The sequence below is a fragment of the Burkholderia sp. Bp9012 genome (assembly GCF_003853825.1).
GTDB classification, from domain to species: Bacteria; Pseudomonadota; Gammaproteobacteria; order Burkholderiales; family Burkholderiaceae; genus Burkholderia; species Burkholderia diffusa.
In genome coordinates this window covers 227,060-251,942 of record NZ_QTQA01000008.1, presented here as the reverse complement: position 1 = coordinate 251,942, position 24,883 = coordinate 227,060, and the positions used below count along the sequence as shown (strand labels likewise).

General features: G+C 66.1%; 24 protein-coding genes and 1 pseudogene. 15 read left to right on the top strand and 10 right to left on the bottom strand.

The window, feature by feature from the left end; all coding sequences use genetic code 11:
• Nucleotides 1-489: 489 nt before the first annotated feature.
• Entirely contained in the window at nt 490-1,104 is a 615-nt protein-coding gene (locus tag DIE11_RS13625) for a glycine zipper 2TM domain-containing protein (RefSeq protein WP_059604781.1), read from the bottom strand.
• Between the two features lie 430 nt (nt 1,105-1,534).
• Between DIE11_RS13625 and DIE11_RS13620 the strand changes: the two genes are divergently transcribed.
• The 3 genes from DIE11_RS13620 (at nt 1,535) to DIE11_RS13610 (ending at nt 4,528) form a co-directional block, all read left to right on the top strand.
• Nucleotides 1,535-2,734 (top strand): amidohydrolase family protein, encoded by a 1,200-nt coding sequence (locus DIE11_RS13620; protein ID WP_124624573.1) that lies wholly within the window; start codon nt 1,535-1,537, stop codon nt 2,732-2,734.
• A gap of 68 nt (nt 2,735-2,802) precedes the next feature.
• Nucleotides 2,803-3,987, top strand: a complete 1,185-nt coding sequence (locus DIE11_RS13615) for an amidohydrolase family protein (RefSeq protein ID WP_124624570.1) — start codon at nt 2,803-2,805, stop codon at nt 3,985-3,987.
• A 67-nt stretch (nt 3,988-4,054) separates the two neighbouring features.
• On the top strand, nt 4,055-4,528 hold the full coding sequence (locus DIE11_RS13610; RefSeq protein WP_124624567.1) for a nuclear transport factor 2 family protein: 474 nt from the start codon (nt 4,055-4,057) through the stop codon (nt 4,526-4,528).
• Nucleotides 4,529-4,587: 59 nt separating this feature from the next.
• Here DIE11_RS13610 and DIE11_RS13605 read toward each other — a convergent pair whose 3' ends face one another.
• Nucleotides 4,588-5,454, bottom strand: a complete 867-nt coding sequence (locus tag DIE11_RS13605; RefSeq protein ID WP_124624564.1) for a LysR family transcriptional regulator — start codon at nt 5,452-5,454, stop codon at nt 4,588-4,590.
• Nucleotides 5,455-6,045: 591 nt separating this feature from the next.
• Between DIE11_RS13605 and DIE11_RS13600 the strand changes: the two genes are divergently transcribed.
• Together DIE11_RS13600 and DIE11_RS13595 are read left to right on the top strand one after the other, a co-directional pair.
• Nucleotides 6,046-6,831 carry an ABC transporter substrate-binding protein gene (locus DIE11_RS13600; protein ID WP_124624561.1) on the top strand — a complete coding sequence of 262 codons (786 nt, stop codon included), beginning with the start codon at nt 6,046-6,048 and terminating at the stop codon, nt 6,829-6,831.
• Nucleotides 6,832-6,876: 45 nt separating this feature from the next.
• A complete protein-coding gene (locus DIE11_RS13595; RefSeq protein ID WP_059604797.1) occupies nt 6,877-7,725 on the top strand; it encodes a phytanoyl-CoA dioxygenase family protein in 849 nt (282 codons plus the stop codon).
• A 106-nt stretch (nt 7,726-7,831) separates the two neighbouring features.
• On the opposite strand, the gene hutC is transcribed toward DIE11_RS13595, so the two are convergent.
• Together hutC and DIE11_RS13585 are read right to left on the bottom strand one after the other, a co-directional pair.
• The gene (hutC, locus tag DIE11_RS13590; protein ID WP_059604799.1) at nt 7,832-8,569 is read right to left on the bottom strand and encodes a histidine utilization repressor; all 738 of its coding nucleotides are present in this window, start codon (nt 8,567-8,569) and stop codon (nt 7,832-7,834) included.
• Nucleotides 8,570-8,613: 44 nt separating this feature from the next.
• Entirely contained in the window at nt 8,614-9,378 is a 765-nt protein-coding gene (locus tag DIE11_RS13585) for an SDR family oxidoreductase (protein WP_124624559.1), read from the bottom strand.
• Between the two features lie 410 nt (nt 9,379-9,788).
• On the opposite strand from DIE11_RS13585, the gene DIE11_RS13580 reads away from it, so the two are divergent.
• Nucleotides 9,789-10,499 (top strand): YceH family protein, encoded by a 711-nt coding sequence (locus DIE11_RS13580; protein WP_124624555.1) that lies wholly within the window; start codon nt 9,789-9,791, stop codon nt 10,497-10,499.
• Nucleotides 10,500-10,584: 85 nt separating this feature from the next.
• On the opposite strand, the gene DIE11_RS13575 is transcribed toward DIE11_RS13580, so the two are convergent.
• A complete protein-coding gene (locus DIE11_RS13575) occupies nt 10,585-11,007 on the bottom strand; it encodes a hypothetical protein (RefSeq protein ID WP_124624552.1) in 423 nt (140 codons plus the stop codon).
• A gap of 32 nt (nt 11,008-11,039) precedes the next feature.
• Nucleotides 11,040-11,261 (bottom strand): annotated as a pseudogene (locus tag DIE11_RS13570) (hypothetical protein); the annotation flags it as partial.
• Nucleotides 11,262-11,557: 296 nt separating this feature from the next.
• Between DIE11_RS13570 and DIE11_RS13565 the strand changes: the two are divergent.
• From DIE11_RS13565 to DIE11_RS13555, 3 genes are all read left to right on the top strand, one after another.
• Nucleotides 11,558-12,865: a lipase family protein gene (locus DIE11_RS13565; protein ID WP_124624549.1), complete on the top strand. Its 1,308-nt coding sequence runs from the start codon at nt 11,558-11,560 to the stop codon at nt 12,863-12,865.
• Between the two features lie 165 nt (nt 12,866-13,030).
• Nucleotides 13,031-14,161 carry a 3-deoxy-7-phosphoheptulonate synthase gene (locus DIE11_RS13560; protein WP_059528867.1) on the top strand — a complete coding sequence of 377 codons (1,131 nt, stop codon included), beginning with the start codon at nt 13,031-13,033 and terminating at the stop codon, nt 14,159-14,161.
• 493 nt (nt 14,162-14,654) lie between these two features.
• Nucleotides 14,655-17,033: an ATP-binding protein gene (locus DIE11_RS13555; RefSeq protein WP_124624546.1), complete on the top strand. Its 2,379-nt coding sequence runs from the start codon at nt 14,655-14,657 to the stop codon at nt 17,031-17,033.
• Here the strand turns inward: DIE11_RS13555 and DIE11_RS37375 are convergent.
• Nucleotides 17,008-17,211 (bottom strand): ATP-binding protein, encoded by a 204-nt coding sequence (locus tag DIE11_RS37375; protein ID WP_059598894.1) that lies wholly within the window; start codon nt 17,209-17,211, stop codon nt 17,008-17,010. The two genes, DIE11_RS13555 and DIE11_RS37375, sit on opposite strands and share 26 nt — an antisense overlap.
• A complete protein-coding gene (locus tag DIE11_RS36305; RefSeq protein ID WP_185633759.1) occupies nt 17,211-17,861 on the bottom strand; it encodes a transporter substrate-binding domain-containing protein in 651 nt (216 codons plus the stop codon). Before DIE11_RS36305 ends, DIE11_RS37375 begins: the two co-directional genes overlap by 1 nt.
• Nucleotides 17,862-18,180: 319 nt before the next feature.
• Between DIE11_RS36305 and cblR the strand changes: the two genes are divergently transcribed.
• The 5 genes from cblR to trhA all read left to right on the top strand — a co-directional run bounded on the left by cblR (nt 18,181) and on the right by trhA (nt 23,073).
• Nucleotides 18,181-18,936, top strand: a complete 756-nt coding sequence (gene cblR, locus DIE11_RS13545) for a cable pilus system response regulator transcription factor CblR (protein WP_311767583.1) — start codon at nt 18,181-18,183, stop codon at nt 18,934-18,936.
• Nucleotides 18,937-19,228: 292 nt separating this feature from the next.
• The gene (locus DIE11_RS13540) at nt 19,229-19,657 is read left to right on the top strand and encodes a PRC-barrel domain-containing protein (RefSeq protein WP_059680227.1); all 429 of its coding nucleotides are present in this window, start codon (nt 19,229-19,231) and stop codon (nt 19,655-19,657) included.
• A 282-nt stretch (nt 19,658-19,939) separates the two neighbouring features.
• On the top strand, nt 19,940-22,018 hold the full coding sequence (locus tag DIE11_RS13535; protein ID WP_059815227.1) for a carbon starvation CstA family protein: 2,079 nt from the start codon (nt 19,940-19,942) through the stop codon (nt 22,016-22,018).
• A 12-nt stretch (nt 22,019-22,030) separates the two neighbouring features.
• Nucleotides 22,031-22,237, top strand: coding sequence for a YbdD/YjiX family protein (locus DIE11_RS13530; RefSeq protein WP_124624543.1), 207 nt, complete (start codon nt 22,031-22,033; stop codon nt 22,235-22,237).
• A gap of 215 nt (nt 22,238-22,452) precedes the next feature.
• Nucleotides 22,453-23,073: a PAQR family membrane homeostasis protein TrhA gene (gene trhA, locus DIE11_RS13525; protein ID WP_059448906.1), complete on the top strand. Its 621-nt coding sequence runs from the start codon at nt 22,453-22,455 to the stop codon at nt 23,071-23,073.
• Nucleotides 23,074-23,106: 33 nt separating this feature from the next.
• Here the strand turns inward: trhA and DIE11_RS13520 are convergent, their stop codons facing one another.
• Together DIE11_RS13520 and DIE11_RS13515 are read right to left on the bottom strand one after the other, a co-directional pair.
• A complete protein-coding gene (locus DIE11_RS13520; RefSeq protein WP_124624540.1) occupies nt 23,107-23,538 on the bottom strand; it encodes a nuclear transport factor 2 family protein in 432 nt (143 codons plus the stop codon).
• 118 nt (nt 23,539-23,656) lie between these two features.
• Nucleotides 23,657-24,010 (bottom strand): DOPA 4,5-dioxygenase family protein, encoded by a 354-nt coding sequence (locus DIE11_RS13515; protein ID WP_059680239.1) that lies wholly within the window; start codon nt 24,008-24,010, stop codon nt 23,657-23,659.
• Nucleotides 24,011-24,502: 492 nt separating this feature from the next.
• On the opposite strand from DIE11_RS13515, the gene DIE11_RS13510 reads away from it, so the two are divergent.
• Complete coding sequence (locus tag DIE11_RS13510) at nt 24,503-24,880, top strand: hypothetical protein (RefSeq protein ID WP_124624537.1); 378 nt, start codon at nt 24,503-24,505, stop codon at nt 24,878-24,880.
• Nucleotides 24,881-24,883 lie beyond the last annotated feature (3 nt).

Below are 24,883 nucleotides of genomic sequence, written 5' to 3'. Positions count from 1 at the left end.
TCGGGATTGTCGTTGGTGTGCCGTGACATCGGAATCTGCGGCGCGATGCGCGGCAGGGCATCGACAATGCTAAGCGGAAACGCATGCACTCGTTTGCCCGATCGGCGTGCCCGATCGGCACGCGTGATGAAGGGCGCCGATGCGCGAAGGGCGATGGAGATGACGCGTGGAGAATCGATGAGCGTTCGCGATGTCTGCGGGCAATCGCGCACTCGGCGTCGAAGGGATGCGAGCGGAAACGAACCGAATGCGGACATGCCGGCCGCTGCGTTCGATGCGAGCCCGACCGCGGCCTGTGCGCGACGTGAGGCGCGTGACGGCGCAGTGCCGTACGCGACAAGCGTGCCGCGCTGATGGAAGGAGCGGGGATGAAGCAATGCGCGCCCGTGCGTTGCGCCGAAGCGGCGCACGGCGTCGGACGCGCGAAATGCAGACGCGACGTGAGGTGTCCGCGATGCACCCGATCAGCTCAGGTGCACGCGACCCAAATCAATAACGCGACAGCTGATTGCCGTTGATCTGGACGCGATCGCCCGGGCGCAGGTTGCCTGGCGACTGCACGTCGAACGAGCGCGTCGAGCCGTCGCTGACCTGCACGTCGATCCGGTAGCTGCTCGGCGGTTGGGCCGCGCCCATCTGCTGGCCGATCTGGTTGCCGGCGACGGCGCCGCCGAGCGCGCCGATCACGGTGGCAGCATCGCGGCCGTGGCCGCGGCCGAACTGGTTGCCCACCAGGCCGCCGACCAGCGCACCGACGACGGTGCCGGCGACGCCCGACGTGCCGATCGAGCCGCTGACCGGCTGGATGTTCGTGACGGTGCCGTATTGCGTGCCGTAGCCGTTGCCGTATTGCCCGGCGTAAGGCTGCGGGTTGCCGTATTGGTCGTACTGCGGGGCCTGGCTCGGATACGCCGGCTGCTGCGACTGCACGTAGCCGGGTTGCGAATACGCGGGCTGCGCGTAACCGGGCGTCGCGTACTGTTGCTGCGGATAGCCCGGTTGCGCGCCGTAGTATCCCGGCGCGACACAGGCGGTCAGCGGAAGCGCCGCCACGGCGACGAGCGAGGCGAACAGAACGGTCTTCGTGGAAGGCATGCGCATCATGATGTTTCCTGCATCGGCAACGTGTTCGCCGACGAATTCCCGGACGGGTGGCGAACTCGGCGTGAGTATAAGGAAAGGGCGGATGCGCGTCCGGTGCGGCCGGGTAACAACGTGTAAAGTCTGTTGCCGCGCAAATCGCGGCCGGGCGAGGCGGCGCGCTACGCCCCGCCGCGACCGTGCCGAGGCACGCTTGTCGGCAATGCGGGCACCGTCCCGGCGATCGCACCCGATCGCCGCGCCAGGCGCGACGGGGCGGCCCGTCCGTATATCGCGAAATCGAATGCGCGGCATCGCGACATTTAATTGGCCACTGGCCATCGCGTCCGATATCGTGACCGCATTCCCTGCCAACGGCCGGGCCGTGCCGGCCGCGGTTCTTTCGGCCATCCGAGCCTGCGTCGCGCAGCGACCGCCCCACACGTTCCGAGTCATGACCGATCGCTTCTTCACCAACGCCTTCGATGCCGGCGGCCAGCCCGTCAACCTCGCCGTCCATGACGGCCGCTTCGTCGCGATCGGGGCCGATTGCACCGCCACGCCCGGTGCGGAAACGATCGACCTCGGCGGGCGCGTCGTGCTGCCCGGCTTCGTCGACGGCCACATCCATCTCGACAAGAGCTTCGTCGGCGACCGCTGGGTGCCACACGAACCGGTCGGCTCGCTGCGCGAACGGCTCGCGGTCGAGAAGCGCCAGCTCGCGGCCGCTCCGCCGATCGTCGAGCGCGCGAATGCGCTGATCGCGCAGGCCGCCGCGTTCGGCACGATCGCGATGCGCAGCCATGTCGACGTCGACGCGACGACCGGCCTGTCGAACCTGCACGCCGTGATGGCCGCGCGCGAACAATGGCGCGGGGTCGTCGACATCGAACTGGTCGCGTTCCCGCAGGCCGGCGTGGTGACGTGCCCGGGCACCGCCGAGATCCTCGATGCGGCCGTGCGCGAGGGCGCCGACGTGGTCGGCGGGATCGACCCGACGACGCTCGACGGCGACGCGGACGGCCAACTCGACATCGTATTCGGCATCGCCGAGAAGCGCGGCGCGAAGATCGACATCCACCTGCACGAACCGGGCGAGACCGGCATCGCGCAACTGTTGCTGATCGCGGCGCGCACGCGCGCGGCGGGCCTCGGTGGCCGCGTGAACGTGAGCCACGCGTATGCGCTCGGCCAGGTCGATCAAGGCGAGGTCGAGCGTGCGGCCGCGGCACTCGCCGGCGCCGGCGTGTCGATCCTGACCAATGCGCCGGGCGACTGCGCATTCCCGCCGGTGCGGCAGCTGCGCGACGCGGGCGTGCACGTGTTCGCCGGCAACGACAACATTCGCGATGCGTGGTGGCCGTACGGCAACGGCGACATGCTGCAGCGCGCGATGATGGTCGGCTACCGCTCGGGTTTCTACACCGACGACGCGCTCGCCATCGCGCTCGACATGGCGACGCATGCCGGCGCGCGCGCGATCGGCAAGGCCGGCTACGGCATCGCGGTTGGCTGCGAAGCGAGCTTCGTCGCGGTGCGCGCGCCGAATGCGGCCGCCGCCGTCGCCGGCGTGCCGGCCGAACGCTGGGTGTTCCGCCGCGGCGAAAGCGATACCGGTGCGCCGTTCGCGCCGGCACAACGTTTCACGCGATAACGACCTGCCCGCCGACGCGGTGCGTGCATCGTGAAGGCCCTGCACTGACCGACCACACAGGAACCGACATGACGAACCTGCTGATCCGCAACGTCCGCACGCATGCAGACGAAGCACTCGACATCCTGATCGAAGGCGAGCGCATCGCGCGCGTCGGCCCGTCGCTCGACGCGCCCGCCGGCTGCGCGATCGAGGACGGTGCAGGCGCGCTCGCGCTGCCCGGCCTCGTCGAAGGCCACACGCACCTCGACAAGACCCACTGGGGGATGCCGTGGTATCGCAACGCGGTGGGGCCGCGCCTGGTCGACCGCATCGAGAACGAACGCAACTACCGCGCGACGAGCGGCCACGATGCAGGCGCCGCGTCGCTCGCGCTGTCGCGCGCGTTCCTCGCGGCCGGCACGACGCGCATCCGGACGCACGTGGACGTCGACACCGAGGCCGGGCTGCGGCATCTGCACGGCGTGCTCGCGACGCGCGAGACGCTGCGCGGCCAGGTGGAGATCCAGATCGTCGCGTTTCCGCAGTCGGGCGTGCTGAAGCGGCCGGGCACCGATGCGCTGTTGTCCGAAGCCCTCGCCGCCGGTGCCGATCTGCTCGGCGGCCTCGATCCGTGCGCGATCGAAGGCGATCCGGTCGAGGCGGTGGACGTGCTGTTCGGGATCGCCGAGCGTCACGGTCGCGGGCTCGACCTGCACCTGCACGAGCGCGGGTCGATGGGCGCGTATTCGCTCGACCTCATCCTGCAGCGCACTGCCGCGCTTGGCATGCAGAGCAAGGTCACGATCAGTCACGGGTTCTGTCTCGGCGATATCACCGAACGCGAGCGCGACGCGCTGCTCGCGCGGATGGCCGAACTCGGCGTCGCGATCGTCACGACCGCGCCGGCCGCGGTGCCGGTGCCGCCGGTCGCCGCGTGCCGTGCGGCCGGCGTGACCGTGATCGGCGGCAACGACGGCGTGCGCGATACGTGGACGCCGTACGGGTCGCCCGACATGCTCGAACGCGCGATGCTGATCGGCATGCGCAACGATTTCCGCCGTGACGACGCACTCGAAGTCGCGCTCGATTGCGTGACGCACGGCGCGGCACGCGGTTGCGGCTTCGCCGACTACGGTCTGGAGGTGGGCAAGCGTGCGGACGTCGTGCTCGTCGATGCGCTGACGTTCGCCGAGGCCGTCGTCGCGCGGCCGACGCGGCGGCTTGTCGTGTCGTCGGGGAAGATCGTCGCGCGCAACGGCGTGCTGGTCTGAGTGAAGCGTGAGCGCAGCGTCGCCCCGGTATGATCCGGTTTTCAGCCGGATTTCCCGGGAGACGACGATGCGACGCACGACAGCGGCACGGGCCGCACGATGGATGACGGCGGCCCTGTTCGCCGCGAGCGCCGCGCATGCGGTGGCGGCCGGCCCGATCGACGCGCAGCAGGAAGCCAACCGGCGGACGGTGCTCGCGTTCTACGAGAAAGGCCTGAACGAGAAGGATGCGGACGCCGCGCTCGCGTACGTCGGCGATCGTTACGTGCAGCACAACCCGAACGCGGCCGACGGCCGCGACGGCTTTCGCCAATTCATTGCATTCCTGCGTGACAAATATCCGCAGTCGCACAGCGAGATCAAGCGCTCGTTCGTCGACGGCGATTACGTGATCCTGCACGTGCATGCGGTGCGCGAACCCGGCACACGCGGCAGCGCGATCATGGACATCTTCAAGCTCGAGAACGGCAAGATCGTCGAGCACTGGGACGTGAACCAGCCGGTGCCGGAGCAGGCGGCGAACGGGAACACGATGTTCTGACGCGCGTGCATTCCCCGGTTACGCCGTTGCTCGGCTGATGCCGGCCCGCATCGCCGCGCTCATTCCTCCTCGTGCTCCAGCATCGCCGCGAGCGCCTTCGTCAGTTCGCTGACCATCGGATCGGCCGTCGGCCGATGCAGGATCGCGATGTCCATGTTCTCGATCGGCGCGAAGCCGCCGTGTTGCTCGGTCAGCACCACGTGGTCGTCGGTCACCACGCGCGCGGGCAGCACGCTGATGCCGAGCCCGTCCGCGACGGCCGCCTGGATGCCGCTCAGGCTCGACGTCGTGAAGCTGATCCGCCAGCGGCGGCCGCGTTCCTCGATCGCCTTGATCATGTCGTCGCGATAGAGCCCGCGCGGCGGGAACACGACGATCGGCACCGGATCGAGCTCGATCGTCGGATGTTGTGCGCTGTCGATCCAGCGCAGCTTCTCCGGCCAGCGCACCACCGCCTCGCGGCTGTCGCGCCGTTGCTTGATCAGCACCAGATCGAGCTCGCCGCGATCGTAGGCCGCGCAGATATCGCGGCTCAACCCGCACATCACCTCAAGCTTCACCTGCGGATGATCGCGCTTGAAGGCAGCGAGCGCATGGGTCGTGCGGCCCGCCGCGAAATCGTCGGGCACGCCGAGCCGGATCGTCAGCGCGACGGTCGCGCCCGACAGCGCTTCCAGCATCTCGTCGTTCAGCGCGATCATGCGCCGTGCGTAGCTGAGCACCGTCACGCCGGCGTCAGTCGGCCGCACGTCGCGCGTGCCGCGGTCGAGCAGGCGATGCCCGGCGATTTCCTCCAGCCGCCGCACCTTCTGGCTGACCGTCGACTGCGTTGAATGCAGGCGCGCGGACGCGGTCGTGAAGCTGCCGCAGTCGGCGACCATCACGAGCGCGCGCAACAGGTCGAGGTCGAACAAAGGTCTATTCATTTCTGCACTTTTCCGGCGTCGAACATTTCATTTACAAATACATGCGACGACTTTTAACATGGCCCGAGCCCGTGGGCAATCGCGGTTTCGCCGGACCCGGCGTCGGAGCCGCTGCCGCGCGGCGCGGCCGATCGCGGTGCACGGCAATCATGTGGAGGCGGCGCGCGCGGACATGAGCGCCGATCACATGAATCGGTTCGACCGTAACATCAACGCGGTATAGGTCAGAACCCGGTCCGGGTAAATCGCGAGGGGGATTCCCGATCGTCCCGGCTTGTGGATATTCAATCAAATACACTCTCCGCCGACTGTGCGCATTACCGGGTAAACGCGTGAACGCCCGGGAATTTCCGGTAAATTTTTATATTTTTCATGTTACATCGCTCTTTCAGCGCGAATTCTCCATGCAATTCCCGCCCGTGGGCTCCACGTTCATTCGCTTGGCTTGCGCTCGAATATCGTGCGGTCTAGACTGCATCGCAGTTTCATCGAAGTCCCAGTCTTTCGCGCACCGCGCCGGGCCTGCCGGCACGACGCTCCCCAACGGACGCCCGGCGCTCGCCCGCCGCGTCGAGACCACAAGGACACACCATGAACCGCACTGCAAAGCTCGTCGTTTCCGCGCTGGCGTTCGCGCCGCTCGTCGCGTTCGCGCAGGACACGGCGACGATCCGCTGGGGCATCGATCCCACGTATCCGCCGTTCGAGGCGAAGCAGCCCGACGGCTCGCTCGCCGGTTTCGACATCGACCTGCGCAACGCGATCTGCGAGCAGTTGCGCGCGAAATGCGTGTGGGTCGAGCAGGGCTTCGACGGGATGATTCCGGCGCTGCGCGCGCGCAAGTTCGACGTGATCATGTCCGCGATGACGGCCACCGACGAGCGACTCAAGCAAATCGACTTCTCGAACAAGCTGTACGCGTCGCCCGGTGCGCTCGTCGCGCCGGCCGGTTCGAAGCTGCTGCCGACCGCCGCGTCGCTCGCCGGCAAGCGCATCGGGATCGACCAGGGCACGACGCAGGAGGCGTACGCGAAGGCCGAATGGGCGACCAAGGGCGTGACGATCGTGTCGTACCAGAACCAGGACCAGGTGTATCAGGATCTGGTGAACGGCCGCCTCGACGCGACCTTCCAGGACAAGACGCAGGCCGGCTACTCGTTCCTGAAGACGCCGCGCGGCAAGGGCTACGCGTTCGCGGGCCCCGACTTGACCGACGTGCGCATCACCGGGTACGGCGTCGCGATGGGCGTGCGCAAGGGCGACGCCGAGATGAAGAAGCGGCTGAACGACGCGATCGTCGCGATCCGCGCGAACGGCACGTACCAGAAGATCGCCGCGAAATACTTCGACTTCGACATCTACGGCGCGAAGCAGTGAGCGTCGGACCGTGACTCCGTGATTCATTCCATCGACAGGCAAACCATGACGAGTATCCAGGAGCGCGTCGCGCAAGCCGTGACGCCCGAGCTGATCGCCGCCTTCCGTGAGGAAGGCGCGGTCTGCATCAAGGGCATCTTCTCGCCCGACGAAGTGGCCGCGCTGCGTGCCGGCATCGACGCGAACCTCGCGCAGCCCAGCGCGCGCGCGAAGGTCGCGAGCCGGCCCGACGACCCGGGCTGGTTCTTCGAGGACTTCTGCAACTGGCAGCACAACGACGCGTACCGCGACTTCATCGTGCGCTCGCCCGCACCGTCGGTGGCCGCGGCGCTGATGGGCACGCAGACGGTGCGGCTGCATCACGACCACCTGCTCGTGAAGGAGCCCGGCACGCGGCAGCGCACGCCGTGGCACCAGGACCAGCCGTACTACAACATCGAAGGCGACGACAACGTCAGCATGTGGATTCCGGTCGATCCGGTGCCGCTCGAATCGACGCTGGAATTCGTCGCGGGTTCGCACCAGGGGCCGTGGCTGATGCCGCGCACGTTCATGGACAAGGAGGCGAAGTGGTTCCCGGAAGGCAGCCTCGCCGACCTGCCCGACATCGAAGCCGACCGCGCGGCGTTCCCGATCCGCCACTGGGCGCTCGAGCCCGGCGACATGGTGTGCTTCCGGATGCTCACGCTGCATGCGTCGGGCGGCACGCAGAATCGCCGGCGCGCGTTCTCGATCCGCTTCGTCGGCGACGACATCCGTCACGCGCCGCGCCGCTGGAAGACGTCGCCCGATTTCCCGGGGCTCGCGGACGAACTGCCGGACGGCGCGCCGCTCGAGCATGCGCTGTTTCCGGTCGTGTGGTCGCGTGGCGCGGGGCAGGTCGGGGCGATCTGAGCGTGAGCGACGCTGAGCGACGCCATCGGGTGAGATCACGCGTGCGGCGTCCGTTTTGCGATGAAGCGGCCGCCGCGCGTGGTCGTTTTCGAGTGTCGGGGAAGGTTCAGGTCTGGTGCCGCCCGGCGCCCGGCTTGAAGCGCGAGCCGAGCCGGTAGCGGTTGCCCGGATGCAGGAAGTGCACGAACGTGACTGGCAGTCCGTTCGTCCAGGTGCGGCGCGTGAGCGTGAGGCACGGCTCGTCGGCGCGCATATCGAGCAGCCGCGCCTGTTCGCCGGTCGGCAGCGACGCGTCGACCACGTGCTCGATCTCCAGTTCGTAGTGCGACACGTTGTTGAACAGGTATTCGGACGGCGGCTCGGCCTGGAAATCCTGATCGATGAATTCGGGCGCGGCGGCCGGGTTCACGTAACGATCCTCGAGCTGGATCGGGCGGCCGTTTTCCTCGTGCACGCACACCACGTGAAAGACCGGCGTGTTGACCGCGAGCCCGAACGCGGCCGCGACGTCGAATGATGCAGGCTCGCGCGACTGGCTGAGCACGCGGCAGCGGTACTCGTGGCCGCGCGCGCGGATCTCGTCGCGGATATGCGCGATCATCAGCAAGTTCGACTGCGGCTTCACCTCGGCGACGAAGGTGCCGACGCCCGCGATGCGCTTCAGCACGCCTTCCTCGGTCAGCTCGCGCAGCGCGCGGTTGACCGTCATGCGCGCGACGCCGAACTGCGCGGCAAGATCGAGTTCGGACGGAATGCGGTCCCCCGGGCGCCAGTCGCCCGCATCGACATGCTGGCGGACGAGCGTCTTGATCTGCTGGAACGGTGCGGTGGTCTTCGTGACCATCGGGGGATCCTCGGGGAAAGGCAACCGCGAAATTCTATCCCGGATCAGGTCGCGGACAGTTCGCGAACGTCGGCCGTCGGCGCCGAACCGAACGCGTCGCTCAGTGCATGGCCGATCAATTGCCGCGCGGCCGCTTCGGGCGTCGACAGCGCGCCGCTCGACTTCAACTGGTCGAATTTCTCGCGCATCGGGAAGTTCGCTTCGCTGGTCGAGCGGATCGTCGCCTGCATGCCCGTATCGACGACGCCCGGCGCGACGCTGCAGATCCGCAGCGCGCGGTTCGCGTCGAGCGCGACCGCGCGCGCGTGATGATCGAGCGCCGCCTTTGTAGCGCAGTAAACGCTCCAGCCCGCATACGCGTTGCGCGCGGCGCCGCTCGACACGTGCAGGATCCGGCATTCGGTCGGCGCCGCTGCCGCCTGTACGAGCGCGGCCGACAGCATCAGTGGCGCCGCGACGTTCACGCCGACCGCGCGCGCGACGAGCGCCGGGTCCTGCGCGTCGAGCGGGCCGATCGGATCGACGATGCCCGCGTTGTTGAAGAGCAGCACGATCGACGCGCCGTCGACGAAGCGGCGCAGCGTGTCGCCGGCGAGCCACGTCGCGATGGCCGACGTGTCCGACAGGTCGAGCTCGATTTCTGCGAAACGGCCGCCGGCCTGCGCGGCGAGCGACGGATGACGCCTGCGCGACACACCGAGCACGGCAATGCCTTCCTGCAGCAATTGTTCGGCGAGCGACGCGCCGAGGCCGCGCGTGTGTCCGGTGACGATGGCGCGCACGGGCGGCGCTGAGGTGAATGCAGTCATGGCGGTGAACGAGTGAACAGATGAACCGTGTCGACGCGTGGCGCGCATGCGCGGCGGCACGGCGGGCGGGACGGGCGATGCGCGGTGCTGGCGTGGTGTGCGAAATCGGCCGCGTGCGGCACCGCATCCCCAGGTGAACGCGTATCGTACCGCCGGCCCGCGCGACGCGCAAACGCGGGGCGACGCCGCGCGCAGGCGCGGTGCGTGAATTCGCGACGTCGAACGCATGCGCCGCCGCGCACCGCCGCGTGGCCGATACGTTGGACGAAAGCGGGCTGCGGCAAGTCCGCACGCCATGGCCGCGAGTGGCGCCGGGCGCCACGTCGCGAGCTATCATATGGCTCGCCCGTTCGCGACGCCGGACGGGGCGCGACCGTTTCCCTTCACTTGCTGCACGCTGCGACGCATCCATGAACACCACGCCGGACATGCCCACGCCACGCGCCCTGCGCGAACTTACGCCTCTCGAGGCCCGCATTCTCGGGGTGCTCGTCGAGAAGCAGCACACCGTGCCCGACACCTATCCGCTCTCGCTGAATGCGCTGACCTCGGGCTGCAACCAGAAAACCGCGCGCTCGCCGGTGATGAACGTCAGCGAGGACGAAGTCACGACCGCGCTCGACGGGCTCAAGCATCTGAGCCTCGTGATGGAAGGGAGCAGCAGCCGCGTGCCGCGTTTCGAGCACAACATGAACCGTGTGCTCGGGATTCCGAGCCAGGCGATCGCGCTGCTGACGATCCTGCTGCTGCGCGGCCCGCAGACGGCCGCCGAACTGCGCCTGAACAGCGCACGCCTGCACGGATTCGCGGACATCTCGTCGGTCGAGGCGTTCCTCGACGAACTCGCGGCGCGTGCGCAGCCGCTCGTCATTCGGCTGCCGCGCGCGCCCGGTGCGCGCGAGAATCGCTGGATGCACCTGATGTGCGGCGAGGTGAACATCGCCGAATTCGCCGGTTCGGATGCGGTCGGCGGCGCGGACTCCGTTCCGCCGTCCGAGTTCGAGGCGCTGAAGGCCGAACAGAAGCGGCTTGCGGATGAGGTGGCGCGGCTGAACGCGCTCGTTCAGCGCATGGCGACCGAACTCGGGATCGACGTCGACACCCCAGGCGACGCCGGCTGACCGCCCGCCCGAGCCAACTCGACACCGGCGCGGCCGAGGGCGCGCCGGGTGACGAACGCGCCTCCCGGCACCGCTCGAATCCGCGCTACCAGCGGCACCCCGTCTTCTCGGACGCATCGACGTCCTGCGCCCACGCGAAGTCGGTCTTCTTGCCGGTGCGCGCATTGGTGTACGTCATCGAATAGACGATCGCACCCTGGCTCATCATTTCGTATTCACCGTTGATCTTGCCGTCGACCATTTCCCACCACGTCGTCGTGAACTGGTACGGGCGGTCTTCCGCGAGTTCTTCCTGATCCACGTGCTTGAACAGCAGCGGAATCGCCGCCTTCGATTTCGCGTAGCGGACGACACCACCTTGCCACTTCGCCACGTCGTCGTAATACGTGCGCAACTCGAAGCGCACGGGTTTGTCGCCAGTCGTCCTGAAGCACAGCACCTCGATGCTGACTTCGGCCGACGCAGGCAATGCGATGCACAGCAGCAACGCGGCAAGTGTCTTTTTCATGTTTGCGTGTGAGTCGTGGATGGAACGGCGATTCAGCCGACGGTGATCCGCGTCGCGCCCGCGTCGACGAGCCGGAACAGCAGATCCTCGGCGGCCGCCTCCGGCGCCGGACCGAGATCCGCGTTCACGCGGCATCCCTGCTCCGTGCGCGCCGGTTCGGACAGATAGTGAACGATACCGTGCAAACCGTCTTCCGCCGGCACGCCTTCGTCGTCGGCGTCGACCCGCGCGAAGAACCATGTCTTGAACGCGTTGGTGACCGCGACTTCGTCGGGACCGCGACTTCGTCGGGACCGCCGGCTTCGATCGTCGCGATGGAGTTTAGGCGTTTACCTTCAAACAAAGGGAAATCCGCGTCAATTCCGTTCTCGCTGTGCTTCAATTCATCCGGTTCGCAGTCCTACCAAATTACATATCGAAAACAGAACGGACAATTCACTCAAAGGAGACAGACGATGGCCAGAAACCCGTCTTGACGCCGCAATCCGGACAAGTCGCAACACAGCGAACTTCCTCGATGAAAAGCAGGTTATCCCCAGGGGCAACTTCGATGTTCTCCAAACGTTTGATGACGATCGCGGCCGCCGTGCTGGCCGTCACCACGTCGTCGGTTCACGCCGGCGCAGCCACCGTGACGGACCCGTTCTATACGTATACGGGCGCTACGCCGTTGAAATCGATTGCACCCGGCACGGTGCTCAACACGCGAACCGTCACCTATCACGTGGCCGGAATGCCGACGGCGTTGATCGCCCAGCAGTTGCTGTATCGCACCAGCGACGCGCAGAACCGGCCGGTCGTCAACGTGACGTCGGTGATCCGGAGCCCGGTCAGCAACGGCCGGGCGATCTCGTACCAGTCGGCCTACGACTCGTTGAATCCTTACGACGAACCGTCGCAGGTGATCGCCGGCGATCGCGACGTCACGAAGATCATCAACGTCGGCACCTTGCTCTACAGCGCGGAATCGATCCCGCTGTCGACGCTGCTGCTGCTCGGCTACAACGTGATCGTGCCCGATACGGAAGGCCAGACGGCGGACTTCGCCGCCGGCCCCGAATACGGGATGACGACGCTCGATTCGATCCGCGCGGCGCTCAACACACCGTCGACGGGCCTCGCGCCGACCAGCAAGGTCGCGATGATCGGCTATTCCGGCGGTGCGATTGCGACGAACTGGGCCGCGCAACTCGCGCCGAGCTATGCGCCGGACATCAACAAGCAACTCGTCGGCGCGGCCGAGGGCGGCGTGCTGGTCGATCCCGCGCACAACCTGCGCTACGTCGACGGCAGCATCGTCTGGGGCGGCGTCGCGGCGGCTGCGCTCGCCGGGCTGTCGCGCGGCTTCGGCTTCGATCTGACGCCGTATCTGAGCGACAGCGGCGTCGCCGTGTTCAACGACATCCAGAACCAGTCGCTCGCCTATATCCTGCCGAAGTACACGGGGCTGCATTGGGCGACGCTGTTCAAGCCGCGATACGCGAACGACATCAACAGCATTCCGGCGTACGTGACCTACGCGAACAAGGTGAATGCCGGGCTGGCCGCGTCGCCGACGATTCCGATGTATATCGGTCAGGGCACGGCCGGCGTGCTCGACGGCACCTTCGGCAGCCAGGTGGGCGACGGCGTGATGCTCGCGTACGATGTACGCGCGCTGGCGCAGAAATTCTGTGCCAGCGGCGTACCGGTCGTGTACACCGAATATCCGCTCGAACATGCGGGCGCGATCGCGCCTTGGGTGGCCGGGATGCTGCCCTGGCTCTACGACCGCTTCGGCGGCAAGGCCGCGCCGAGCAATTGCGCGCTGACGGCATTGTTGCCGAGCAATTCGCTTGCGCCCGAGACGCTGCACTAGCCGCCACGCGCATCGACATCGATCGCCGGGCGATCCTTCGCGGATCGCCTTTTTTCATCCGGCGCCTTGACGCCGGTCGCCGTCCCCCGCCGCGCCTCGCTGCCGCCACGCGCGAGTGCCATAATCGAGCCTGCACATCATTCCAGACGTCCCCGGAGAATCCCCATGCAGAACCTCGACAATCCTTCCCACGATCGCGAGGTAGGCAGCGCCGACGCGACGCAGGACACCACGCGCATCGACGACGTCCGCATCGGCGCCGTGCGCCCGCTGATCTCGCCCGCGCTGCTGCAGGATGAACTGCCGGTGCCGGCCGCCACGCAGACGCTCGTCGAGGACACGCGCCGCGCGATCGGCGACATCCTGCACGGCCGCGACGACCGGCTGCTGCTCGTCGTCGGCCCGTGCTCGATCCACGACCACGACCAGGCGCTCGACTACGCACGTCGCCTGAAGGCCGCCGCCGATGCGCTGAAGGACGACCTGCTGATCACGATGCGCGTGTACTTCGAGAAGCCGCGCACGACCGTCGGCTGGAAGGGCTACATCAACGATCCGCGCCTGGACGGCAGCTTCCGCATCAACGAAGGGCTGCGCGCGGCGCGGCAACTGCTGCTCGACATCAACGCGCTCGGCCTCCCCGCGTCGACCGAATTCCTCGACCTGCTGAGCCCGCAGTACATCGCCGACCTGATCGCGTGGGGCGCGATCGGCGCGCGCACGACCGAGAGCCAGAGTCATCGCCAGCTCGCGTCGGGGCTCAGCTGCCCGATCGGCTTCAAGAACGGCACCGACGGCGGCGTGCAGGTCGCGTCGGACGCGATCGTCGCCGCGCGCGCGAGCCACGCGTTCATGGGGATGACGAAGATGGGCATGGCCGCGATCTTCGAGACGCGCGGCAACGACGACGCGCACGTGATCCTGCGCGGTGGCAAGAACGGGCCGAACTACGATGCGGAGCACGTCGAGGCGAGCTGCGCGGTGCTGCGCAAGAGCGGGTTGCGCGAGCAGGTGATGGTCGATTGCTCGCACGCGAACTCGAACAAGTCGCATGAGCGGCAGATCGAAGTCGCGCAGGATCTTGCGCGGCAACTGTCGCAGGGCGAGCACCGGATCGTCGGCGTGATGGTGGAGAGTCATCTCGAGGCCGGGCGTCAGGATCTGAAGCCCGGCGTGCCGTTGCAGTATGGCGTGTCGATTACGGATGCATGTTTGAGCTGGACGCAGACGGAACCGGTGCTGGACGTGCTGGCGGAAGCGGTGCGGCATCGGCGCGTGTATTCGCGCAATGCGTGAGGTCACGGCGGCGGGTTGAGGCCCGCCGCCGTCATAGTTGGCCCATCGACGAAGACGGGTGCCGAGCAAGTTGTTTCATTTTCCCCGTGTGCCGCGCCACGCGGAAACCTCTCTCGCGCGTGTTCTGCCCGCGGCACGTCGCATATCGGCGGTATCCATCGGAACTACTTGAATCGCGGCGACGCTGGCGAGACATACGTCCAGTCGTGCCGTGACCGTTGCGCCGACCGCTCACCGGCGCGGCGCAAATTGCCAGGCGCGTGCGCCCGAGCCGCCGTGCCGCGTGCGGCCGCGCTGTGGGCGATCCTGCTGATACGAACCCGATTGCCGCCGGCAAAATTTAGGCCAATTCTTAAGGCATCTGTCTGAAATAGGATTGGATGGACGGTTGATTTGCGAATCGTCGGATAGAGTCGACACATCTGCAAACCTCAACCGACGGCGCATGCCGTGCATGGTCTCCGATGCACCTGCTCCGGCCGCCCCATCGTACATGGAAGGACGTCCTATCGCGTATCGCACCGCATCGCGCCTGCTCCTGCGCGCAATGTTCCTTTTGCTCGTTGCCTCGTCGCTCCCTGCGAACGGCGCGACCGCCTGCTGGAAGCCCACTTTCACTGACGAGGAGCTGCAGTGGATGCGCGCGCACCCGGTTGTCAATATCGCAGTCGAGGCGAACTGGCATCCGATCGAATACATGCGCAACGGCAACCATGCCGGCCTTGTCGCGGGGTACCTGAACGCAATCTCGAAAATGACCGGGCTGACGTTCGAGACAGTGCCGGGCACGGAATGGGGTCACGCGTACGCTGCGCTTGCGGCGCACAAGGTCGATCTGCTGCCGGGCGTGTGGCGCGAACTGGTGCCGGACCGCGCCGGCACCGGTGCTCTCGTCAGTGCGCCCTACCTGGTCGGGCGGCTGACCGCCGTCACGCGCAACGACTCCGCGATGATCTTCAACCTGAAGCGGCTCGAAGGCCGGCGCGTCGCGATCAAGGGGCGAGGCGCGGTCGAGTATTTCACGCGCAACAGCGGCGTGATGCTCGACGTGCTTACGTTCGACACCGAGGAACTCGCGCTCGCCGCGGTTGCCAACGGCGAGGCCGATGCCGCGCTCGGCGTCGACGTCACGGTTCTGCCGATCGTGCAGCGGCAGTTTCCCGGGCAGCTTTACATGTCGGGGATGCTTGCAGACCGCCCCGTATCGCTGGCGATGCTCACGCGGGCAGACCTGCCGATCCTCGCATCGATCATCGACAAGTCTCTCGCAGCCATTCCCGTGAGCAAGACGGCGGAGCTCACCCGCGACTGGGTCGAGATGGCCGATTACGGCAAGCCGACGATCCGTTCGATCCTGCATTACCGGGCGCCCCAGGTGGTCGCGATTGTCGCCGCGCTGCTGGCGTTCGCGATGCTCGCATTCCTGTCGTGGAAGTCGCGCCTGGCCGCGATCCGCAGCGAGCGCGACAAGGCGACGTTTCTCGCGTTCGTCAGTCACGAAATCCGCACGCCGATGCACACGATCCTGTCGTCACTGGAATTGCTGCAGCGCTCCCGGTTGACCGAGCAACAGGCGAATCGCGCGGATGCGGCGATTTCGGCATCCGAGACGCTTCTGACGCTGCTCGACGATATCCTCGAATATTCTCGCCTCGAATCGCGCAAGGTCCAGCTTGCCACGCAGGCAGTCGAGCTTGAGTCGTGGGCGCGACATACGGTCGACATGGTGCGCTGGCGCGCCGACGAGAAGATGGTGGAGCTGGTGCTCGACTTTGCTTGTCCGCCGGCGGTGCGTGTTTCAATCGATCCGGTCCGTGTGCGCCAGATCGTGCTGAATCTGCTCGTCAACGCCATCAAGTTCACATCCGCAGGCTCGGTGACGCTGCGCGTCGAGTATGTGTCGAGCCGCCACGGGCAAAATGGCACGCTGACCCTCGAAGTGCGCGATACCGGCATCGGCATTGCGCCCGAGCGGCTCGAACACATCTTCGACGCATACTGGCAGGGGCCTGCCTCGCTTCACCAGGACGTCAACGGCAGCGGGCTTGGCCTCGCGATCTGCCGTGAACTGGTCGCATTGATGCATGGCACGATCACCGTCCAAAGCCTGCCGCACGTCGAAACGACGATGACGGTGCGATTGCCCGTCACGGCAGTGGACGAGCCGTTGCCGGTGCGGCCTGCCGCGTCGATGCCCGTGCCGGTCGACGCACAGCCTGGACACGCTCATCCCGACTCGCCGCGCATCCTGATTGTCGACGATCACGAAACCGTGCAGTTGGCGCTGCAGCAGCAATGCGACGAGCTCGGCTGCGTCGGCATCGTCGCCGGCACCGGCGAGGACGCGCTGCGTCAACTGGCGCACGGCCGTGTCGACCTCGTGCTGCTCGACGGCGATCTGCCGGACTTCGACGGTTATGCGCTCGCGAAGATGATCCGTCAGGATGAGTCGGCACGCGAAGCCAGACATGTTCCGATCATCGCGATTTCGGCGGTGTCCGGCGACGCGCATCGCGAGCGCTGCTTCGACAGCGGCATGGACGGCGTGCTGGGCAAGCCGCTGCGGCTCGAAACGTTGCGGGAGCTGATCGCAATGTGGTGCCCAGCGTATGCCGAGACGAAACCGGCGGCGCCGCATGCCGCCGATCTCAGCGCGGTCTATGACCGCGAAGTGGCGAAGGATCTCGATGCCCTTGTCAACGGATTGCTATCGCGCGATTTCGCCGCAGCCGCACGGGCCGCGCACCGGATTGCGGGGGCATCGCATCTGACCAAACTGGGCGATATCGCCGATGTCGCGTTGCAAGCCGAAACGCGGCTTCGCGAACTCCACGGCGTTCATCAAGTCAACCCGTTCGCGACAGATCAATAGACCCAGTCCACTGCCGTTCACGCGGTGGCGAGCCGGCGGACGTGGACTTGATGGCGTTGACAAGCAGGTTCAGCACGATCTGCCGTGTGCGCACCGGATCGATCAGCACGCACAGCTCGGTCTGGCACGCGAGTTGGAGCGCCAGGCTCAGGTTTTTCTCGTCGACGCGCCAGCGCACTATGTCGGCGCTGCGCTACGTCCATGCGTGGATGTGCCGTCAGACTCGGGCGCGAGCGTCACGTTTCGAGACTCGAGACGTGAATATTCGAGGACGTCGTCGAGCAGCATCAGCAGCGATTCCGAAGCAGCAACCGCCGCATCCGCACGGCCAGCCTGTTTCGGTGGCAGTTGCGAGCGCTGTAGCAAGCTCGAGCGACGACCGGATCGTACGATCAGCGTGCGGATCCCGTGGCTGGAAAGGGATTCAAGCGCTCCGATGTGGCCACCACCAATGTGCCGGCGAAGTACGGCAGGCTGGCAAATGGTGCCGCTGCGGTATTGCGAGATGTCGGCGCTTCTTGACGCGCCCGGCGCCATGTCGCTCTTCGCCGACATGAGAGCCTGGTATGAATTGGCCCATGATACGTTGTCGACATACTCGAAGCGCAGTCCGCCGATTCGCGAAATCGCATCGAGACATGGCGGCACGACGCCAACGACCTTCCCGCGTTTGCGAAATTCGAACGGACGCCAATGCGTGTCGGCATAGGTTTGCACGACCGGATGCGCGGCGATCCATGCTTTCTCCTCAGGCGTCAACTTTGCACGTGGGATGATCTGTATCAGGCGATGCAGTGGCGTGAGAAATGCGCAGAGCGAGGGCGTCATCACAGACGGTCTGTTGCGTCGACGCAACGCGGTGCGGACGAGAGCAACGGCGTCAACAGTGCCTTTCGACGACGCGAGCGCCAAGGTCTCGGCGATTCGTTGCGGGTCGGGCCAGCGCCCGGCGCCATACGCCGTTCTGGCGGCGGAGACGGGGCGCGCGGGCCGTTCCCCATGCTGTCGCTACCGCGAATGCCGAATCAGATTGCATGGTGCCCGCCACGACTGTTCGCACATAGGCTGTTTAGCTGGCGGGGTTAAAAATTATCCAGAAAGCCGGTAAGCTAATTCGAATAATCCGCTCCGGTTTGCGATGGCAAGAATGCGCCAACCGTTGATGGCCGTATCGCCAGAAAGAAAAGGGGTAGCAATGAGACCAGAGCTCCAACCGATCCGCGTCGTGATCCTGGACGACCATGCCGTCGTTCAGCACGGGATCGCCAGTTATTTGACGGAGAGGACCGGCATCGAAGTGGCGGCGAGCTTTGCGAGGTCGCGCGACCTGATCAGCTGGCTCGAGTCGAATCACGCGGACGTCGTGCTGCTCGACTACACGCTGGGCCCGGACGAAATCGACGGCCTCAATCTCGTCAAGCTGGTGAGTACGCGCTTCCCGGATTGCAGGATCCTGATGACGTCGAGCAGCGATACGCCCGCAACCGTCAACATGACCATGCGCGCAGGCGCGCTCGGTTTCTTCGGCAAGAGCGAAAATCTTCGCGAACTGGTACATGCAATCCGTGTGGTCGCAGAGGGACGCTCGTATATCAGCACCGAATTGGCAGGCAGGGTGATGGCGAGTGCGACGCCTGTCCAGAGTGTGGCGGCACCGAAACCGGCGGTCAGCGAAGACGCACCGGCAGCCGAATCGGAATCATCCGCCGACCTGCGCCTGAGCCCGCGCGAGCACGAGGTGCTGCGCTGTTATCTGGCGGGCATGTCGGTATCCGATATCGCATTGAAATTTTCCCGCAGCCGCAAGACGATCAGCGCGCAAAAGCAATCGGCATATCGCAAGCTCGGCATCCGCAGCGATGCCGAATTGTTCGCGTCCCGCAAGCTGCTCGAGAAGCAGTGAACGTCGTCTGATTCCGAATCTCGCTCGGCATTTTCTACGCCGACATTGATCTTCGTTCATTTCCGCGCGCCGCTGTGTAATGCAGCCTGATGGCAGCACTTCTCGACTGGCGCTACCATGACCCGTGTTGCGTTACCCGACGCGCCCGTCCGGGCCCGTTGCGCGCACACGCAGCGGCGGCGCGGCCGGCCGCTGCTGCATCGACGAAGCGCGGGGTGCTCACCGATTCACCACCGCACCTGCGCCGCTTCGCTCCCGGCACCAACTACAACCTAACCGGAGTGCAATCAGCATGGCTTTCACCAAGACAATCGTCGCAGCCGCCGTTCTCGTATCGAGCATCAACGTTCATGCGCAGATCGCGGGCGCCCAGCCACTCAGCGTCACCGTCGAGCAATCGCAGGCGCTGCTCGAAGGCTGGAGCGTGAAGAAGAGCGTGCTCGGCAAGGCCGTGTACAACGACCAGAACCAGAAAGTCGGCACGGTGCGCGACCTGATCGTCGCGCCTGACGGCTCGGTGTCGGCCGCGATCGTGTCGGCTGGCGGTTTCCTGGGCGTCGCGGCGCATGACGTCGCGGTGCCGATCGCATCGCTCGACGTGCGCAATGGCAACATCTACCTGCCGGGCGCGACGAAGGACGCGCTGAAGGCGACGCCGGCGTTCCAGTACGCGAAGGTGCCGTCGCCGCCGAAGCCGAAGAAGCTCGACGACAAGCACTGATGCATGCGGCCCGGCGCGCAATGCGCCGGGCATGGCCAACCGCGGGGCGTGTTCGGTCGCGCGTCGGTCAATCACGGCCTCAACCCGAGTTCTCGCCCCGTGGCTACGTAATTCTACGTAGCCACGCATACGTAGTTGTGCGCTTGTAAGGCTCCCCCGTCGCGCGGAATACTACGGCCCACCGCCGTGTCTTCCGCGAGACGCGGCACGACGCATCGACGTCACGCGGATCCGGCGCCTCGCCGGATCCACTCAAAAACACATTGGAGACCAGGAGACGCCATGAATCGGGCTTCCAGCACCCTGCTCTGGATTGCGGTCGCGCTGCTCGGCGCGTTCGCGTTCGGGACGATCGCACTTGCGCACGGCGAACGCGTCAGCGCGCTCTGGATCGTGATCGCCGCAGTCTGCGTATATCTGATCGCATATCGCTTCTACAGCCGTTTCATCGCCAGCAAGGTCATGCAGCTCGATGGGCTGCGGATGACGCCGGCCGTCCGGCACAACGACGGCCTCGACTACGTGCCGACCAACAAGTACGTGCTGTTCGGCCATCACTTCGCCGCGATCGCCGGCGCCGGGCCGCTCGTCGGACCGGTGCTCGCCGCGCAGATGGGCTACACGCCCGGCATGCTGTGGATCCTGGCCGGCGTCGTGTTCGCCGGCGCGGTGCAGGACTTCATCGTGCTGTTCATCTCGACGCGCCGCGACGGCCGCTCGCTCGGCGACCTCGTCAAGATGGAGCTCGGCACGGTGCCCGGCGTGATCGCGCTGTTCGGCGCATTCCTGATCATGGTGATCATCCTCGCAGTGCTCGCGCTGATCGTCGTGAAGGCGCTGACGAATTCGCCGTGGGGCACGTTCACCGTCGCCGCGACGATTCCGATCGCGCTGTTCATGGGCGTCTACACGCGCTACATCCGTCCGGGCCGCATCGGCGAAGTGTCGATCATCGGCTTCGTGCTGCTGATGGCGTCGATCGCGTTCGGCCAGACCGTGCACGATTCGCCGGCGCTCGCCGCATGGTTCACGTTCAGCGGCACGCAGCTTACGTGGATCCTGATCGGCTACGGCTTCGTCGCATCGGTGCTGCCGGTGTGGCTGCTGCTCGCGCCGCGCGACTACCTGTCGACGTTCCTGAAGATCGGTACGATCCTCGGCCTCGCGATCGGCATCCTGGTCGTCGCGCCGGAACTGAAGATGCCCGCGCTGACGAAGTTCGTCGACGGCACGGGCCCCGTGTGGTCGGGCAACCTGTTCCCGTTCCTGTTCATCACGATCGCATGCGGCGCGGTGTCGGGCTTCCACGCGCTGATCTCGTCGGGCACGACGCCGAAGCTGATCGACAACGAAACCAACGCGCGCTTCATCGGTTACGGCGCGATGCTGATGGAATCGTTCGTCGCGATCATGGCGCTGGTGGCCGCTTGCGTGATCGAGCCGGGCATCTACTTCGCGATGAACGCGCCGGCCGCCGTGCTCGGCTCGACGCCCGAAGCTGTCGCGAACACGGTCACGCAATGGGGCTTCGTGCTGACGCCCGACATGCTGACGCAGACCGCGAAGGCCGTCGGCGAAACGACGATCATCGCGCGCGCGGGCGGCGCACCGACGCTGGCCGTCGGCATGGCGCACATCCTGCACCAGGTGATCGGCGGCGAAGCGATGATGGCGTTCTGGTATCACTTCGCGATCCTGTTCGAGGCGCTGTTCATCCTGACGGCCGTCGACGCCGGCACGCGCGCGGGCCGCTTCATGCTGCAGGACCTGCTCGGCACGTTCCACCCGGCGCTCAAGCGCACCGAGTCGCTGCCCGCGAACCTCGTCGCCACCGCGCTGTGCGTGGCCGCGTGGGGCTATTTCCTGTATCAGGGCGTGGTCGATCCGCTCGGCGGCATCAACACGTTGTGGCCGCTGTTCGGGATCTCGAACCAGATGCTCGCCGCGATCGCGCTGGTGCTCGGCACCGTCGTGCTGTTCAAGATGAAGCGCGAGCGCTACGCATGGGTGACGATCGTGCCGACCGCATGGCTCTTGATCTGCACGCTGACGGCCGGCTGGCAGAAGATCTTCGATTCGAATCCGAAGGTCAGCTTCCTCGCGCACGCGGCGAAGCTGCAGGCCGCGGTGGACGAAGGCAAGGTGCTCGCGCCGGCGAAGTCGATCGCGCAGATGCAGCGGATCATCTTCAACGACTACATCGATGCGGCGCTGGCCGGCCTGTTCATCTTCGTCGTCGTGGCGATCGCGGGGTACGGCCTGCTCGCCGTGCTGCGCGCGCGTCGCGAGTCGAAGCCGACCGTGCGCGAGACGCCGTACGAAGCGATGCCGGCCGCGCAGGCGCTCGGCAGCGGACGATAACGGGAGGCCGCGATGTTCACCGATCTCAGCAGCGACCTGCGCAGTGCGGGGCGTTACCTCGGGCAGGCGTTGCGGCTGATGGTCGGCCTGCCCGACTACGACACCTATGTCGCGCACATGCGCGAAACCCATCCGGACCGCGAGCCGATGACGTACGAGGAGTTTTTCCGCGAGCGCCAGAATGCGCGGTACGGGTCGGGGGCAGGGAAGTGTTGCTGAATTGAGCCGGCGCAGCCGGCCGGTGAGGCGGTCCGGTGACGGACCGGGAAGCGCCGCGAAGGCATTCGCGGCGCTTTTTCTTTGGCGGGCCGGTGCGGTACGCGCGAGGCGCGCGTCACGGCGGCGTTTGACGTCGTTCAGCGCGGCAAAGTCCGGGCGCCGGTATCATATGAGGCATCATTTTTCCCCGAAGAATCCGCGCAGGAGAACCCGTCGTGCATGTCGGTGAGCGTTTCAACAGCATTTCCCATCTCGTCGGCGCGGTGTTGTCGGTGGCAGGGCTGGTCGCGCTGGTGACGATGGGCGCGCTCGACCGCGATCCCTACAAGATCGTGAGCTTCAGCGTGTACGGTGCGATGCTGATCCTGCTCTACGGGATTTCGACGGCGTATCACAGCGTGCGCAACCCGCGCCTGAAGGCGATCCTGCAGAAGTGCGACCATTCGGCCATCTATTTGCTGATTGCGGGCAGCTACACCCCGTTCACGCTCGTCACGCTGCGCGGCCCGTGGGGCTGGTCGCTGTTCGGTGTCAGCTGGGGGCTCGCCGCATTCGGGATCGCGCAGGAACTCACGCTCGGACGGCGCACGCGCATCGTGTCGATGGTGCTGTACGTGCTGATGGGCTGGCTCGCGCTCGTCGCGATCCGCCCGCTGATTCATGCGCTGCCGCCGGTGGGTGCCGCATGGCTCGTGGCCGGCGGCGTCATCTACAGCGCGGGGATCTACTTCTTCATCAACGACGAACGCATCCGCCACGGGCACGGTATCTGGCATCTTTTCGTGCTGGCCGGCAGCCTGTGCCAGTTCGTCAGCGTCGCGATGTATGTCGCGTGAGCGTGAGCGTGAACGCGGGCGGCACGGCGCGTGTCATGCGTGCCCGGCCGCCTGTGCCGCGCCGCGCAGCGCCATGAACCCGACCCACCCCCAGTAGACGCGGTGATGCGCGATCAGCCCGTCGCGCAGATCCATCACCTCGACGAGATCGACCTGATCGCCTTCCGGCGTTTCGCGCGGATATTCCCATGTGAGTTGCCGGCCGTTCGAGAAGAACAGCCCGGTTCGATACCAGCGTCCGAGCTTGTTCCCGGGATTGCGCAGGCCCGCCGCGAAGAACGCGCCGATCGCGGCCTTGCCGTGCAGCACGCCGGAGCCGTGATGGGGCAGCGTGACGACGATCAGCGGCGTTTCGAGTATCGCGTCGTCCGCGTACAGCGACATCAGTGCGTCGAGGTCGCGCGCGACGACGGCGACGTGCCAGTCTTGATGGACGCGTTGCGCATCGGTGTCGGCTTGTGTCACGGCGGCTTCCGGCAAACGTGGGTAAGGGAACCACTGTATCGACGCCGTGCCGCCGGACGTTTCAGCCCAGGCCGAAACGTGGATGTCGCGTATGCCGAACGCGACCGCGTGCCGCCCGTCAGCCGGCCAGCGCGCCGAGATTCAGATCATGTGACTTGCCGATCCACACCGCGCTGTCGCGGTGGTCGCGCAGATCGTCGCCGGTATTCGGATGCAGGAAGACGTCGAGCGCGCCGTGATTCAGCACGAGCCACGGCACGATGGTGTCGAACTGCGCGGCGTCGAACGCGATCTGGTAGGACCAGGCCGGATGCGGGCCGACGAGACGCTCGTGAAAGCGGCCGAGCTCGATGATCGCGCCGAATCGTTCTTCGACGACGAGGCGGAATGCCCATGCTGCGTCGCGGCTCGCGGCGTCGAAGTAGACGTGTGCGTGCCAACTGTCGATGGCGGTGGTGTCGATGGCAGCCATGGTGGAACTCGAGAGAAGAATAGGGAACGGATAAGAGCCGTGCCTGACGGCGCGATGTGCAATTATCTCGCGTCCTCGCGGGACACGTCTCGTCGCGAAGCGGTCAATCGGCGCGGTGGATTTGTCGCGTGTCAGGAAATCCGATGCATTCGTCGAATCGTTTCCCGGTTGTGCCGGCGTGTGCGGCATCGTGCCGAAAGCCGCGCCAGGCAGGGCTTGCGCCGAAATCGCATCTGCAATACGTCATTTCAAAAACTGCAAAAGCGATTGACGTGCCTCGTCGATTCGTCTGCAAAAACGCGATCAGGTAGTTGAATGAAATAAAGAAATTCCGCTCAGGCAGCATTGGCGAATCGCGTGGATCGCACCCCGTTCGCCGGTGCCGAAAATATCCATTGCGGAATCGGCTATTCAAGCGCGTGGTCACGCGACATACGATGATTGCACCGCATCGACGACGATCGATGCGGAAACAACCATCTGGAGGCCATGATGCGATCCGTTGTTTCCCTTGCTGTCCTGTCCGGCGCGCTTGCCGTGCTGCCCGCCGCGAGCTTCGCGCAGTCCGTCGATACCGAGTGGCAGTCGAACGTCGCGCCGTTGACCTGGTCGGCGGCGCGTGCCGAAACCGATGTGCAACTGAGGCAGATGACGCGCGCCGGCTATCGTGCGACGACAGCCGGCAACCAGAACTATCCGCTCGCGATGCAGCGTGCGCTCGAACGCGTGAGGTACCCGGTGCCCGACCGCTCGCGCGAGGAGAAGGCCGCGATGGAAGCGCGCGCGGCCAGCGCAGCGCAGAGCGGCCATCCGGTGAAGGCGTTCTTCGTGAAGACCGCGTATTACCTGAAGGGCGAGAACACGTTCTGATGC

Bases quoted from the DNA above. Each gene is read 5' to 3' on its own strand.
- DIE11_RS13625 (WP_059604781.1), bottom strand. From the start codon at position 1,104: ATGATGCGCATGCCTTCCACGAAGACCGTTCTGTTCGCCTCGCTCGTC.
- DIE11_RS13620 (WP_124624573.1), top strand. From the start codon at position 1,535: ATGACCGATCGCTTCTTCACCAACGCCTTCGATGCCGGCGGCCAGCCC.
- DIE11_RS13615 (WP_124624570.1), top strand. From the start codon at position 2,803: ATGACGAACCTGCTGATCCGCAACGTCCGCACGCATGCAGACGAAGCA.
- DIE11_RS13610 (WP_124624567.1), top strand. From the start codon at position 4,055: ATGCGACGCACGACAGCGGCACGGGCCGCACGATGGATGACGGCGGCC.
- DIE11_RS13605 (WP_124624564.1), bottom strand. From the start codon at position 5,454: ATGAATAGACCTTTGTTCGACCTCGACCTGTTGCGCGCGCTCGTGATG.
- DIE11_RS13600 (WP_124624561.1), top strand. From the start codon at position 6,046: ATGAACCGCACTGCAAAGCTCGTCGTTTCCGCGCTGGCGTTCGCGCCG.
- DIE11_RS13595 (WP_059604797.1), top strand. From the start codon at position 6,877: ATGACGAGTATCCAGGAGCGCGTCGCGCAAGCCGTGACGCCCGAGCTG.
- hutC (WP_059604799.1), bottom strand. From the start codon at position 8,569: ATGGTCACGAAGACCACCGCACCGTTCCAGCAGATCAAGACGCTCGTC.
- DIE11_RS13585 (WP_124624559.1), bottom strand. From the start codon at position 9,378: ATGACTGCATTCACCTCAGCGCCGCCCGTGCGCGCCATCGTCACCGGA.
- DIE11_RS13580 (WP_124624555.1), top strand. From the start codon at position 9,789: ATGAACACCACGCCGGACATGCCCACGCCACGCGCCCTGCGCGAACTT.
- DIE11_RS13575 (WP_124624552.1), bottom strand. From the start codon at position 11,007: ATGAAAAAGACACTTGCCGCGTTGCTGCTGTGCATCGCATTGCCTGCG.
- DIE11_RS13565 (WP_124624549.1), top strand. From the start codon at position 11,558: ATGTTCTCCAAACGTTTGATGACGATCGCGGCCGCCGTGCTGGCCGTC.
- DIE11_RS13560 (WP_059528867.1), top strand. From the start codon at position 13,031: ATGCAGAACCTCGACAATCCTTCCCACGATCGCGAGGTAGGCAGCGCC.
- DIE11_RS13555 (WP_124624546.1), top strand. From the start codon at position 14,655: ATGGAAGGACGTCCTATCGCGTATCGCACCGCATCGCGCCTGCTCCTG.
- DIE11_RS36305 (WP_185633759.1), bottom strand. From the start codon at position 17,861: ATGACGCCCTCGCTCTGCGCATTTCTCACGCCACTGCATCGCCTGATA.
- cblR (WP_311767583.1), top strand. From the start codon at position 18,181: ATGCGCCAACCGTTGATGGCCGTATCGCCAGAAAGAAAAGGGGTAGCA.
- DIE11_RS13540 (WP_059680227.1), top strand. From the start codon at position 19,229: ATGGCTTTCACCAAGACAATCGTCGCAGCCGCCGTTCTCGTATCGAGC.
- DIE11_RS13535 (WP_059815227.1), top strand. From the start codon at position 19,940: ATGAATCGGGCTTCCAGCACCCTGCTCTGGATTGCGGTCGCGCTGCTC.
- DIE11_RS13530 (WP_124624543.1), top strand. From the start codon at position 22,031: ATGTTCACCGATCTCAGCAGCGACCTGCGCAGTGCGGGGCGTTACCTC.
- DIE11_RS13515 (WP_059680239.1), bottom strand. From the start codon at position 24,010: ATGGCTGCCATCGACACCACCGCCATCGACAGTTGGCACGCACACGTC.
- DIE11_RS13510 (WP_124624537.1), top strand. From the start codon at position 24,503: ATGCGATCCGTTGTTTCCCTTGCTGTCCTGTCCGGCGCGCTTGCCGTG.